The following is a 14381-nucleotide window of genomic DNA, read 5'->3' on the forward strand; positions in this document are numbered from 1 at the left end:
ATAATCATCGTATAAGTGACAATTTTTAGAATATTTTATGTCCGATTCTCTTATTCAGTCCGATTTGTCTGAACTAGTAATTGGACTCTCTTCTGAGCATTCTTACCGAGAAATCACGCCTACACATACGCATACACGTGCGCAGTTTTTATATGCCTCTACTGGAACTATTCAGGTTTTTACACCTAATCATGTTTGGATTGTTCCACCCATGTGTGCCTTATGGATTCCAGCACATGTAGAGCACAGCGTGATTTCACTGAGTCACGTGAAGTTAAATACGGCATTGGTTGAAGTAAATGCAGCAGCTTTAATGGGACAACATTGTTTTATTATTCGGGTAAGCAATCTGTTGCATGAGCTTTTGATTCGTTTAAATGAAATTGAACGTGAGGAAACTCCAAATACAGCAACCTCTCAAGAGCTTTCCCGTTCTTTACAAATTTTGATTTTTGAAGAAATTCATCGGGCCAATTTGTTGCCCATTCAGATTCCGTGGCCGAAAGACAAAAGACTCTTAAAAATTTGCCAAGAGTTATTACATACGCCTGACAGTTCAAAAGATTTAACAGATTGGGCTGATGATATTGGTGCCAGTTCTAGAACGTTAATGCGTATGTTCCAAAAAGAAACTGGGCTGTCATATCGGGCATGGGTACAGCAAATGCATATTGCACTTGCCTTGAGTAAAATTGCGAATGGCGAATTTATTGCTCAAATTTCAGAGTCACTGGGGTATACTAACCCCAGCGCGTTCAGTGCGATGTTTAAGCGACATCTAGGTAAAACACCTCAGCAGTTTAGAAGTGCTGCGATGTCGCTATAAGTCTTTTTTTTTGCAGGGATCTCATGCTTTTCAAGCAAATCATCGAAATCATGATAGACATGCAGTTCTCGATCTTTACCAGTTCTGGCATGATCTAGGCGCTGTTCAGGGTCGACTAAAACAAGAGTATGGCCATCATCAATCAGACGATCTACGCCTTCTAAAAACATACGTTTACCCACATCGTGGATAAGTGAAATCTGGGTTAAATCAATAACGATCGTGCTTTGGTCAGTTGTCTCGTCTTGTAAAATACGCAACAACATTTCAGCTTCGGTAAATTTCAATACACCCCGAAGTACATACACACTTAATGATGCATCTTTTCCTGTGCGGTAATGACTTTGTACAATGGTCTGGGCAGAAGGTGTACCTTCCATGAGATGTAATCCCATATCACGAGATAATCGTTCTAAAATATCGATTCCTCGGACACTATGACCATGCTCATCTAGTCGAGGTGAAAAAGCAGCAATACTGACCTGCCCCGGTAGCACACCCAAGATACCGCCTGCTACACCACTTTTAGCAGGAATACCTACAGTTGAAAGCCAGTCACCCGCTGCATCGTACATACCACAGCTCATCATGACACTGAGGACTTGTCTAACTACAGATCGGTTTAATAGGCGCTTTCCAGTTCTAGGATCGACCCCGCCATTAGCAAGTACACTGCCCATACGTACCAAGTCTTTAACTGTAACCATGATTGCACATTGACGAATGTAACCATTCACAATATCGACAGGGTCAGTTTCCAAAATCCCCACCGTTCGCAACATATAACCGATCGAAAGATTACGGTAGGCTGTTTTGACTTCCGAATCATAAACAGACTCATCAAAACTTAATTCACGACCAGCAAGCTCGCTCATAAAACGGCGTAGAATTTCTGCGCTATGTAAACCATGCTTGACCTGAATCAAGGAATGTACAGTAATTGCGCCAGAGTTGATCATCGGGTTTTTCGGACGTCCGTCTTTACCTAATGAAATTTCATTGAAGGCTTCACCAGAAGGCTCTACCCCTACTTTCGCAAGTACTGCATCAATGCCAAGCTGTTGTAAAACATAGGCATATACAAAAGGTTTAGAAATTGATTGTATGGTGAATTCAACATCATCATCACCGACCGAATAAATTTCACCATCTACCGTAGACATTGCTAAAGCTAATCGATTTGGGTTTGCATTTGCCAACTCAGGAATATAATCGGCGAGATGACCGCTGTTATCGATGTCACAGGCTTCTATAACATTTGCCAAATAATCTGGGAGAGGGGTTTGCATGGTCAGTAACCTTAAATGAGGAGATTTACAACATCGCGCAAAATTTCAGCACAACCTGCTGATAATATTAAAATTATATCTTTTGTAATGATTTAAATATCACGCTATAAGTATTGTAATTCCGATGACTTACCCTTTTCAAGCTCATTATAGGTTTTTCAAAACTTTAAACTGAAGATTAGCTTATTCTTTCTACAAACAAGATCCCATTTAAATGATCGACCTCATGTTGAACAATACGAGCAGGAAAACCATGAAAAATTGTTTCCACCGTCTCGCCCTGAAGTGTTAAATATTTCACCTTAACCATTTCTGCGCGTTCAACTTGTCCACGTTCGTCTGGCACACTTAAGCAGCCTTCTTCACCTAAACAAACTTCTTTTGAGAACTCTAATATCTCAGGATTTACCATTACTACCGCATCCATTTCAGGTGCATCTGGATAACGCGGGTTTGGTCGAGATGCCACAATAATGACACGTTTAGAGATATAAATTTGCGGTGCGGCAATCCCTACTCCATTACGCTCAAGCATTGTTGCATGCATAGCGCCAGCAAGCTGATAAAGCCAATTACTGTTTAACTCATTTACCGAAACGGGAGCCGCAATTAGTTTTAAAATATCTTCGCCACGCTTCGCGACAGGTAGAACTACACTCATCCTTTGAATCTCTCATTAAACTGGCTATGACAAGTTTTATTGTGTCGCTGAACGACTCAAAAGAAAAGTCATTCCTACAACTGTTTTTGTTTCATCTAAAGCGTTTTTTGTTTTAAAGCTTTTTGATCAGAGCAAGTCCAATCGACGTTGCTATATAGAACAAATTTCCTCCATTTACTTTTACTTCACTTTTCCATTAATATCCAAACTTCAATTACAACAATTAAGTAAAAAATGGATCAGGAATTAACTTTGCAGGATGCGAACTATCTTAATAAAGAAGATAAACGAACCCTCGCCCTTTCTTCATTGGGTGGAGCTTTAGAGTTTTATGATTTTGTGATTTATGTATTTTACGCCAAAATCATTTCCGACCTCTTTTTCCCCAGCACACTTAGTCCGTTTTGGGCCATGCTTAATACTTACGGTATTTTTGCGGCAGGTTACTTTTTTAGGCCCTTAGGCGGGGTCGTCATGGCCCATTTTGGTGACTTGGTCGGGCGTAAAAAGTTATTTTCGCTTTCTATTTTACTGATGGCACTGCCTACCTTGTTTATCGGGATTTTGCCAACTTTTGAAAATATTGGGTATTTGGCACCGCTACTTTTATTACTCATGCGTGTAGTACAAGGTATTGCAATTGGGGGGGAAATTCCAGCCGCATGGACCTTTGTGTCTGAACATGTACCTGAAAGAAAAATCGGACTGGCAAATGGGTTACTCACCGCTGGGCTGTCTTTAGGAATTTTACTAGGCGCGCTCATGTCTTTATGGATTTCACTGAATTTTAGTGAAGGACAAATCCATGACTGGGCATGGCGTATTCCTTTCATTGCAGGTGGTATTTTTGGTTTGGTTGCACTTTATTTACGAACTTATTTAAAAGAAACGCCTGTGTTTAAAGCCATGCAGGCTCGTAAAGAAATCTCAAAAGAAATGCCTGTAAAACAAGTCTTAAAAACGCATAAAACAGCCGTTGCGATTGGTATGTTATTTACGTGGTTTTTAACGGGCTGCGTGGTGGTGGTGATTTTAGCCATGCCCAATTTATTGATTGGTTCATTTGGCTTTGAGCGCGCGCAGACTTTTGAAATGCAAAGTGCAGCCATTGTTATGCAAATGGTGGGTTGTATTTTGGCTGGCTATTTTGCTGACCGTTTTGGCTGTGGCAAAGTCATGATGGTCGGTGCGCTTGCCGTGGCACTCACAGCAGCAGTTTTTTATAACAGTTTAGGACATGCCGCCCATTCAACCATTTTTGGTTTATATATGTTGTTGGGTCTATGCTCTGGTACTGTCGGCATGGTGTCGAGCAGTATGGTTAAAATGTTCCCCGCGCCTGTTCGCTTCTCGGGCATTTCATTTTCATATAATTTGTCATATGCGATTGTTGGCGGTATGACCCTGCCTTTAGTGCATTGGCTCAGTCAATATAGTGATATTGGTGCGATGTATTATATTTTCGCGCTAACCATTTTGGCCTTTGTGACTGCCTTTGTATTTTGGAATAAGTTTGAAAAAAACAGGTATTAAAAATTTTCACTTATTAAATAAAAAACCACGCCGATCGCGTGGTTTTTTATTGCTGCTTACTTTAGAAAGTAAAGCCAATATTAAAGTTAATACGGTATAGCCATTTATCACTGTTTGGCGAGGTTGCAGAGGTATAACCCGTTGAGTTAGTCGAGCCACCAATAATGTTGGAGTTTTTACCCCACGTATAATCCGCCCAAACCATAAATGGTGAAGCAATAAACATCATCCCTGTGGTATTCATTTGCGAGTCGGACCAATCATCACGTTTTTTATCGAGATAACTATAGTCATTATAAAACTTAATGGCTTTTAGCTTGCCCATATTGGTGACAGGTAACGTATAGGCAAGGTTTAAACTGGCAATCGTACCTTCCGAAGCAATGAAATAAGCAGGCGTAAGACCATTTGCTCCCATCAAAGTCATATCACTATTTACACCATCCGGATTTTTAGCATCGTATTGATAGTGGATGAGCGAACTTTGTAAGTTAAAGCGCTTATAGTTATTTTCAGTATGCAAACCGACTGCATAATATTTACCGTCTTTATCGGTAATATCATTATGAAGCTGGGCAATTGCACCCGATACACCGAACTCTTGCTTACCGAAATCAGTTTCTAACTTGCGAACAATGCGGGTATTCACCTGATTGCGCTTTTCATTTTGATAGGCTTTTTGAGATGGAAATGCATTTCCTGCCAAGTCATCATAAGTTGCACTTTCTGGTGAGTAGCGCAGGTTCGTCTCTAACATCTGCGGGTAATAACCGAGTTTTACATCCCAATCTTTGTCGTGATAATTCCAGTTAATCCCTGGCGCAATATTGTTGCCATAACCTAAAAAGAATGGGATGTGGTAGGTCCAACCATTTTGCGGATAAGGATAAATCGTAAAAGGTTTATAAACTAGACCTGCTTCAATGCTGTTATTGGCATCTAAGTTATAGCCAACATATGCTTTTTCAATGGACGTTTTCTGTTGGTCTTGAAACATATAACTGGCATTGATGTAGGCATCATCAAATTTACCTTTGAGGTCTACCCTGAAAATATCAAAATGAAGTTTTCCAAAACCACGGTTTGGCCCTTCCCAATCTTCATAACGTTGATTTAACCGAACCACCCCACCTAACTTTAATGAGTCGGTGCCGTCATCACTTTTCCATTCAAGCAATGAATCTTTTGCAAATGCATTGACGCTTACCCCCAGCGTAAGCGGTGCAATGAATGCCATGATCAATGAAGTCTTTTTCATCTCTACATCCTTGATTGAGTTCCAGCGTCCTGCTGGAACTTTATTTGTTTTACCTGTAAAACTTCGTTTTTATTGTTTTTTAGATAAAAAAATTTATCTAAAAAAAGGATGGCTTAGCAGCTCCCATCGCATATGTACTAAACCATCCAAACTGGTTAATACAGTTTCTTTTGCGGTGGACCCGCGAAGTTTAATGGTCCAATCGAGTTCATATCGAGCTCAATCACGGTTGGCCCTTCAAAAGCGACTGCCTCTTGAATAACCGTTTTAAACTCATCTGCACTACCGACTTTCCAGCTTTTCACACCCATTGATTCGCCAAGAAGTTTGTAGTCTGGTGTATGCAATTCATTGAAATACTGACGACCACCAAAGTAGTTATTTTGAATGCCACGCATTACGCCATAGCCACCGTCATTCATAATCATTAAGACCATATTGGTGTTTTCTTGCACCATAGTTGCAATTTCACCAATGCCAAGCATTAAGCCGCCATCGCCGACTAGACCAATCACTTTTTTGTCAGGGTTAGCAACCGAAGCACCAATTGCTGTTGCAAGACCTAAACCAATTGCACCCGCAAGTGAGTGGATGTTTTGGTTTGGTGCTTGTACAGGGAATAAACGACTGCCCCATGTACTACCCGACATGGTGATGTCACGTACAAAAATGCCGTCTTGAGGTAAAGCTGCACGCAAGTGATCACAAATTAAAGCGTACTGGTCGATTTGTTTGCGCAGTGAATCAATTGCAGCTTGTTTAGCAGCTACTACAGCAGCATCGTAATCGGTATCAACTTTTGAAGTTCCTTGAAGCTGCTCTAACACACGTGTTAAGACATCTTTGGCATCGCCACAAATGAAGTTGCGGATTTTGTAATTACGTTGCTGAGCCACTGGGTTGGCATCTACCTGAATAATGTTTTCAGGGAATTCAACTGAATAAGTTTTAGTTTCATTACTACGTAAACGAGAACCCACGACTACCATTAAGTCAGCATCTTTTAATAACTGCTCAACACCTGCTGAGTTATGGAAAGCACCCAAACTACGTGGATGATCATCTGCCAACACCCCACGGCCGTGTGTAGACGACACAACCGGAATACCCAAATCTGCAATTGCTTTAACTTCGGCAACGCTATTTAAAGTTCCACCGCCAATCCAGAAAATCGGGCGTTTTGCTTTTTTGATTTCGCTTACAAGAAGATCAATTTCAACTTGCTCTGCCTGTGGCAACTCAAGTGCTTTCACTGGTCCTAAGTTAAGTGGTAAATCGATTTCTGCTGCTTGTACATCAATTGGTAACTCAACACTTACCGGTCCCATTGGAACTGTAGTTGCGACACGGATTGCTTCACGAATCACACCAACAGCATTGTCTGGGCTGGTAATACGGAACGCCGCTTTGCTCGATGCACGCAAGAATGTAAGTTGGTCTTTGGTTTCATGGATGAAGCTTGCATCTCGGTCGAGATATTCACGCTCAACTTGACCCGTTAAATGCAATACAGGGCTACCCGCATTCATTGCTTCAATGAGTGAGCCTACCGCATTACCTGCCCCAGCACCTGTACTAGTCAACGCTACACCTAGGCCTTTAAAGCGTGAGTGTGCATCTGCCATGGTAACTGCACCAGCCTCACCACGGGCTGCGACAAAACGCATTTTTTCACGGCGCCCTACTGCATCAGCAATAGGTAAATTGTGAATGGAAATAACACCATAAATACTATCAACTTGGTGCGCTTCTAAAACTCTTGCGATTGCTTCGCCTACATTTACACGTTCAGTCATGTCTGTTCCTCAAAATTTGTTTTCAGTCCTTGAATTTATTAATCGCACCAAGGGTTAGGCTGTTCATTCAGCCCCATATAAATACTCTTTTGTTGCATGTACGATAAAATGCCCAAACGACCTTTCTCGCGCCCGATTCCACTGTCTTTAAAGCCGCCAAACGGCGCACTAATCGAGAATTTTTTGTAGGTATTAATCCACACCGTTCCCACTTCTAATGCACGTGCGATGCGCCAAGCTTTACGATAGCTTTCAGTCCAGATGCCTGCGGCAAGACCAAAACAACTGTCATTGGCTTGGGCAATTAAATCTTGCTCATTGTCATATTTCATAACGACTAAAACAGGGCCAAAAATTTCTTCTTGACAGGTTTGAGCACTGTTATTTAAGCCCGTAATAATGGTCGGTAAGTAATAGCTTCCTTTGGCATAGTCACCAGCCGTAAGCGCTTCACCACCAATTAGAACCTGACCACCTTCGCTTTTAGCAAGCTGCACATAGCGGTCAACAGACTGCAAATGTTTGTCATTGACCAGTGGCCCTAAATGCACACCCGCCTGTTCTGGATGGCCCACACGTAAGCCTTTGGTAATTTCAACCAAACGCGTTAAAAACTGATCGTAAAGACTGCTATGAATAAACAAGCGAGAACCTGCGATACACGCTTGGCCTGCCGAGCTAAAAATACCGTAAGCCACACCTTTAGCTGCCAGTTCGACATCTGCATCCGGCAGAACGATGGTTGGTGACTTTCCACCTAACTCAAGCGAAGTGGTAATCAGTTTATCTGCAGCAATGTGTGCCAAATGACGACCCGTGGTTGTGCCACCTGTAAAAGAAATTTTACGAACCATTGGGTGCTGAGCAATTGCATCACCAATTACAGAACCACGCCCCACTAACACACTGAGTAAACCTTTTGGTAAGCCAGCTTCTTCAAAAATTTTGGCAAGCTCTAAAGCAATCAGTGAAGTCGCTTCTGCTGGTTTTAACACCACGGCATTTCCTGCTGCCAAAGCAGGAGCAAGCTTTTGAACCTCACTCGCAATTGGAGAGTTCCAAGGAGTAATAGCTGCTACAACACCTACAGGTTCATGCACACTCATGGTCATAAAGTCTGGAGCACGTTGAGTGGTAAGCTCATCGTTCAACGTTTCACATGCCGCAGCAACATAACGTGCAGTCGCCGCAGCGCTCATCACCAAACCACGAGTTTCGGTTAAAGGCTTCCCATTATCTCGGGTTTGCAGTTTCGATAATTCATCTACACGTGCTTCAATAATGTCTGCAACTTTGTAGAGAATACGGGCGCGCTCATGCGGTAAGCTGTTTCTCCAGCTCGGCTGACGCCAAGCCTGATCTGCTTTTTCAATTGCTTCATTTACATCATCAAGCGTTGCCGTTGAAAGCTCTGCATTAACCGACTGATCTGCCGGAAACAGGCTTTGAATGACTGCACCACGGCCTAATCGCCATTCACCTGCAATATAAATTTCCTTTGCCATGATCAAATCCTTCTTAAATCTGTATTGCTTCTACACTGTTGCGACAAGCACGAATCACGCTAAGCGCAGCCAAAGTTGATGTTTTTGGGTTACTTGGCAACGGCACGCCCACCAGTTCAATGGTCATTTGCCCAAAGCCACCTTCTGCCACAATGGTGTGTTTGTTTTTGTTGATAGTTGGATCAACAGTTAACTCAACCATGGTTTCGTCCATTCCAAGTCCTGCAAGTGCAATCGTTGCTGCAACATTGGCATTGGCTGGAAATTTGGTCGCAGCTTCACGGGCAGTTCCAGTGAAAAAGACCGTAGGTTCTGAAACATGGTCTAAATCGACCAATTGCTCTGCATAACTACCTTTCCAGCTTTTTGGGCTTTTACAGCCTTTGTAAGTGACTTTTTGCAAACCACCTTCTTTGGCCGCAGAAATACCGTCAATGCCTGCGATAGCCCCTGCAAGCAAATGCAGATGTGCATCATTTTTTTCGGCAGTTTGTTTAAGCTGAATCAAAAACTCGTTATCAGCCAAAGTACCCACCGAAATCAGACCAATGGTCCAGCCTTTCGCTAAAACTTTTTGAGCATGCTCTTTTACTGCTGCTTGACCTGCCACCTCAATGACATAGTCAGGCTCACCATCACATTGCTCAATATCTGAAATCACCTGAATCTCGGAAGACACTTGTGACTGCACTTTTTCAATACTGCGAGATGGCACGACAATCCATTTGAGTTGCAGATCTTGAGGCAAGTGGGCATACACTTCTGCTGCCATTGCGCCAAAACCAATCATCATCAACTTTTTCATGACAGCACCTGATATTTATAAATGTTTGTTAAAACCACCTGAGACATCTATTGCCGAACCTGTGGTGTAAGATGCCAATGGTGATGCCAAGAAAACTAAAGCACGTGCAGGCTCTTCTGGACGGCCTAAGCGCTGCATAGGAATGCCACGATTTTTTGCGATATTGCCTGTCCACTCTTCCCATGACAGATTTAAATCTGAACGGGTTTCATAACGGCGTTTCCACTGCGCAGATTCGACCATACCGAGTAAAATCGAGTTCACACGAACGCCATATTGAGTAAACTCATGCGCCAATGAATGGGTTAAATTCAACAGCGCAGCGCGTGCAGATGAAGTCGCAATCATGTGCGGTTCCGGTTGCAATGCCAGTAACGAGTTCACATTGGTAATTGAGGCGTTTGCCGACTGTTTTAAGTCATCAAGAAAAGCTCTTACCGGATGTAAAACACTGAAATATTTCAGTTCAATCTCTTTCATCCAGTCTTCATCTTGTGTGTTTTCAAAATTTGAAACACGGCCTTGCCCAGCATTGTTAATGAGCATGTCCACATTGCCCAAATTGAGTTTGACCTCTTTGGCAAATTGCTGAACTTCTTCTTTTTTCAATACATTGCATGCTTTAGTAAAAATATGGGCATGTGGAAATTTTTCTAAAATATAGTGCTTAGAAGCATTTAAACGTTCTTCATCGCGACCACACCAAGCAACTTTTGCACCCTCTGCAACCAGTATTTCAACAGCAGCCAGCCCAATCCCAGATGAGCCACCGGTAACAACTGCAACTTTTCCTTCAACTTGGAAGCTCATAATCCTTAATCTCTCTTACGATTGTTCCTGAATCGTCAACATAATTTGGTTAAATGCTTGCGGTTGGTCGACATAACTTAAATGTCCTGCATCTTCTATGACGAAGCGCTGTTCCAACTGCAATTCCTGAGCAAGCTCTTGTATACCTAACGCAGGAGTGATTTGATCTTGCTGCCCTGCAATGACTGTGCATGGGACTTTTAAATGGGTTAAGTAATTACGTATTTCGTCATATGCCAGTAAGTACGATGCATGTGTGAAACCTTGTAAGGTCAACTGCTGCATCACCTCTGAAACTAAAGCTAAGGCTTGTGGCTCTTGTTTATAAATCAAATGAGGTCCACGGCTTTCGGCCATGCCTTTAACACCGAGTTCTTTCAACATTTTTGGTCTTTTTTCAAAAACCTGAATTTGTGTTTGTTCATCGTGGCGTTGGTAGCCTTGTGCCAAGTTAGCGACAACTAAGTGCTTCACTCGCTCTGGGTAAAGTGCAGCAAATGCACTCGCCTGTAAGGCACCTAATGAGTGTCCGACCACAATTGCTTTTTCAATTTTTAAGGCATCGAACAACGCAGCCAAACGCTTTGCGTAGTCGGTTGCATTGGGTTGATTCGTTAAAAGTTCATCTGATTTGCCATAGCCCGGTGCGTCCCAGGCAATGACATGAAAATGATGAGACAGCACTTCAAGTTGGTTTACCCATGAAGCAGAACCTGAACTAATGCCATGCAACAGCACAAGGTACTCGCCCTGACCGGCTTCCCGATAGGCTTGCTGCTGGTCTTGAACAGTAACGGTTTTCACCGGAAATTCTGCTAACTTTTCAATGAGTGTCATCATTTTCAATTCTTTCCTTCATTCACTTCATCAAACAATTAACGTTTGATTTGAGACAACGGATGCTCTGGTGGATAGTTCGGAATTGTTGGTTTACCTGTTCCTAACATCACACACATCAAGGCATCTTCTTGACCTGGGTTAAACAGACCACGGTAAATTCCTGGTGGAATTGAAATCAGGTCACGCTCTTTTAAACGGGTCTCAAATTTTTCGCCGTTGTGCTCAATGAACAAATCAATTTCGCCGCGGAGCATAAAGAACACTTCTTCAACATCGTGGTGAATGTGCAAAGGACCTTCACACTGTGGTGGCAAAACCATGGTTGAAAATGTGAAGTTTTCTGCTGGTACAGTGTTGCCGTCATTTGCAACGCCTGTCGCACCCGTACCCATGTAACGCATTTGTGCACGGCGATATTTCGGGTCGTAATCTGCTTGGAACTTCAAAGCATCGAAGTCGTATTTACGTGTCTCAAAGCGAGCAATACGTGTGTTTAACCAATCTTCTAAAGAAGCACCCTCTGGTTGTGCCCACGATTCGAATTGTTGTGTAGTCATTTTTTAAACTCCTATACAGTGAATTAATAACGTTTTAAAAGAGGAACCAAGAACAACGACCCAATGACAGCGACAGCCGCCAAGAAGGTAATTCCTAAATTAAAACTATGTGTTTGCATCACGATGTAACCGATAAGAACAGGCGCAATTGCACTTGCAAAATTGCCTAACCCGTTAAATATTCCACCCGCTGTCGCACCTACATTTGAGGTGGTTACTCGGGCCAGCAGAGCGAATACCGCAGCTACTCCAAAACCCCATGCCATCGCGCTTAAAGACATGGCAGCAATAATCAATAGTGGCTCAGTCATAATGACCATTACGTACATGAAGATGCCCGCGAGTAATAAACCGCTAAATACTTGAATCGCGCGGCGGCCTAACTTGTCAGATAAAAATGCACCGATAATTTCGCCAATTAACATGGCAATGAATGGAAAGCTTGAATACATCCCAAACTCTTTGAGATTGAATCCTTTGTCTTGCATAAGGTAAGAAGGAACCCAGCTATTTAAGCCCCATAAATAAGTCATCAACGCAATGTTAAAGAGACAAACCAACCAGAACGCGCTGTTGCTGAGCAGCAATTTAGTATTCGCAATGTGACCTTTGAAATTGGTACGTTTACTCTCACCCTCAATTTCAACAGTTTTCTTGAGTTGTAAGTTACGCAGACCAAAAACAATGCTGAAAATTGCAATCAGGGTTAGCGCAGCCATCACAAAAAAAGTGGTATGCCAGTCGTGGTGAGCTAAAACATTTGCAGTGATCGGGAACCCAAGGAATGCACCAATCGGTGTTCCAAGTAAGAACATGGTAGAAGCACGTGCCTGCTGACGGTCCGTATAAGTCTGCTTAACAATGGTGTATGCCAAGGCAAATAACGGGCCTTCTGCTAAACCAAGCAGTACACGTAAAACCAACATGCCTGAATAACTGGTGGTGAACCCCATGCAAAACATGAGTATGCCCCACGACGTTACGCTCCAGAACAGCATTTTCTTTGGGTTAAAAATGTCACCCAAAAAGCTTAGAAAGACCGATGAAAAACCATAAGCAAGTAAGAAACTTGTCATGAGCCATCCGAGCTTGGCCTTATCTTCAGCAATTCCCATTGCACTTTGAAAATTAGGATCTGAAAATAAAACCGCAATACTAATCTTGTCGAAAAACGCCAGTACCACACACACCATAAGGACAAAAGCAGGTACCCAATGCTTTAATCCACTTTTTTCTTCATTACTCATGTGTCATTCCTTCGATTTGGTAATGAGAACCAGATTTAATGTTTACGGTTTTAACTTCATGACATTAAATTCAGCATCTGCTAATAGTTTTGGATCTAAAACGGTGTTGGCTTGCATCCAACGTTTTGCCAGTTTGACCAGTTTAGAATCATTAATGGCAATCATGTTGAGCAAACGATTTTCATGGTCCAGATATAAATAGCTCACCTGATCTTCACCGCCTTGGCGAATGACTACTTCCTTCGTTTTTTCAGGTTGATACGTACCTAAAATCTGGATATTAAAGTGATATTGATCTGACCAAAGCCATGGAATATCGCTATATTCAGTTTCAATGCCGAGCATCGACTTTGCTGCTGCAATTGCCTGATTTTGTGCATTTGCCCAAGACTGAATGCAATAACCCAAGCCCGGATGAATCGCGACATCACCTGCGGCATAAATGTTTTGATCTGAAGTTTGCCCAAAACAATTCACCACAATGCCATCTTTCACATCGAGACCAGCATGTACACCTAACTCTTTGGCAATTTCAGCGCCTGCACCTACCACAACACAGTCAAATAACTGACTATTTTGTGGGTGATTCACCACTTCAACTTTCTGATTCGGCGCTTCAACCAAATGAAGGCTCTTGCTGTCTAAATGTATTTTTGTGCCTTGGGTCTCATGCATATTTTTTAAAAATGCAGAAACTTCCGGACTCACACTTCTTGCACACAAACGGTCGCCATATTCAAAAATATGAACATCTTTACCTTGCTTACGTGCAGTTGCAGCAATTTCTAAACCAATCCAGCCGCCGCCGATCACAGCGACATTTTTGGCATTCTTTAAAATTTCAGCCAAACGCTCACAGTCATGCACATTACGTAAAGTCACAACCTTTGGAATGAACTGCCATGTATTAACGGGTACACGGGCACGGCTTCCTGTTGCAATCAGCAATTTGTCATACGGCAAGATCTGGCCGCTTTCTAAATGAACCTGTTTTTGCTCACGATCGACTTTTGTTGCAATTTCCGGTTTATGCCATTGAACGTTGAACTCTTTAACCTGTTCAGGTGAGAACAGATTCAAACTTTCATACGTTGCTTCTTTTGAAAGTACTTGCTTAGACAATGGTGGACGCTCATAAAACACTTGATCTTCATTTGAAACCACGTGAATTTCACCCACATACCCATTTTGACGTAAGGTACTTACTGCCCACCCCGCTGCCTGTCCAGCACCTACAATTACGATCTTTTCCAT

Annotated in this window: 13 protein-coding genes; 2 read left to right on the forward strand and 11 right to left on the reverse strand. The window is 42.4% G+C overall.

The genetic code is table 11. The features are described 5' to 3' along the window. Positions 1-37 precede the first annotated feature (37 nt). On the forward strand, positions 38-826 hold the full coding sequence (locus tag ACO6UW_RS04415) for an AraC family transcriptional regulator (protein ID WP_057062650.1): 789 nt from the start codon (positions 38-40) through the stop codon (positions 824-826). Here ACO6UW_RS04415 and ACO6UW_RS04420 read toward each other — a convergent pair. Together ACO6UW_RS04420 and def are read right to left on the reverse strand one after the other, a co-directional pair. Then, positions 793-2115 carry a glutaminase gene (locus tag ACO6UW_RS04420; protein WP_057062649.1) on the reverse strand — a complete coding sequence of 441 codons (1323 nt, stop codon included), beginning with the start codon at positions 2113-2115 and terminating at the stop codon, positions 793-795. The two genes, ACO6UW_RS04415 and ACO6UW_RS04420, sit on opposite strands and share 34 nt — an antisense overlap. A gap of 178 nt (positions 2116-2293) precedes the next feature. After that, positions 2294-2776: a peptide deformylase gene (gene def / locus ACO6UW_RS04425; RefSeq protein ID WP_057062648.1), complete on the reverse strand. Its 483-nt coding sequence runs from the start codon at positions 2774-2776 to the stop codon at positions 2294-2296. A gap of 234 nt (positions 2777-3010) precedes the next feature. On the opposite strand from def, the gene ACO6UW_RS04430 reads away from it, so the two are divergent. Continuing rightward, the gene (locus tag ACO6UW_RS04430; RefSeq protein WP_000371869.1) at positions 3011-4309 is read left to right on the forward strand and encodes an MFS transporter; all 1299 of its coding nucleotides are present in this window, start codon (positions 3011-3013) and stop codon (positions 4307-4309) included. A 61-nt stretch (positions 4310-4370) separates the two neighbouring features. Here the strand turns inward: ACO6UW_RS04430 and ACO6UW_RS04435 are convergent, their stop codons facing one another. From ACO6UW_RS04435 to ACO6UW_RS04475, 9 genes are all read right to left on the reverse strand, one after another. Then, positions 4371-5567 carry a hypothetical protein gene (locus ACO6UW_RS04435; RefSeq protein WP_032005862.1) on the reverse strand — a complete coding sequence of 399 codons (1197 nt, stop codon included), beginning with the start codon at positions 5565-5567 and terminating at the stop codon, positions 4371-4373. Positions 5568-5722: 155 nt separating this feature from the next. Then, entirely contained in the window at positions 5723-7363 is a 1641-nt protein-coding gene (locus ACO6UW_RS04440) for a thiamine pyrophosphate-binding protein (RefSeq protein WP_057062647.1), read from the reverse strand. A 38-nt stretch (positions 7364-7401) separates the two neighbouring features. Beyond that, a complete protein-coding gene (locus ACO6UW_RS04445) occupies positions 7402-8868 on the reverse strand; it encodes an aldehyde dehydrogenase (protein WP_057062646.1) in 1467 nt (488 codons plus the stop codon). Positions 8869-8881: 13 nt separating this feature from the next. Further along, positions 8882-9673, reverse strand: coding sequence for an aspartate dehydrogenase (locus ACO6UW_RS04450; RefSeq protein ID WP_044100565.1), 792 nt, complete (start codon positions 9671-9673; stop codon positions 8882-8884). Between the two features lie 15 nt (positions 9674-9688). Beyond that, positions 9689-10483 carry an SDR family oxidoreductase gene (locus ACO6UW_RS04455; RefSeq protein ID WP_000009972.1) on the reverse strand — a complete coding sequence of 265 codons (795 nt, stop codon included), beginning with the start codon at positions 10481-10483 and terminating at the stop codon, positions 9689-9691. Between the two features lie 15 nt (positions 10484-10498). Beyond that, a complete protein-coding gene (locus ACO6UW_RS04460) occupies positions 10499-11323 on the reverse strand; it encodes an alpha/beta fold hydrolase (protein ID WP_057062645.1) in 825 nt (274 codons plus the stop codon). A gap of 35 nt (positions 11324-11358) precedes the next feature. Further along, on the reverse strand, positions 11359-11880 hold the full coding sequence (locus ACO6UW_RS04465) for a cupin domain-containing protein (RefSeq protein ID WP_002117566.1): 522 nt from the start codon (positions 11878-11880) through the stop codon (positions 11359-11361). 23 nt (positions 11881-11903) lie between these two features. Beyond that, the gene (locus ACO6UW_RS04470; protein WP_057062644.1) at positions 11904-13127 is read right to left on the reverse strand and encodes an MFS transporter; all 1224 of its coding nucleotides are present in this window, start codon (positions 13125-13127) and stop codon (positions 11904-11906) included. A 42-nt stretch (positions 13128-13169) separates the two neighbouring features. Continuing rightward, entirely contained in the window at positions 13170-14381 is a 1212-nt protein-coding gene (locus tag ACO6UW_RS04475; protein ID WP_057062643.1) for an NAD(P)/FAD-dependent oxidoreductase, read from the reverse strand.

The organism is Acinetobacter sp. JADD-222, assembly GCF_049310645.1.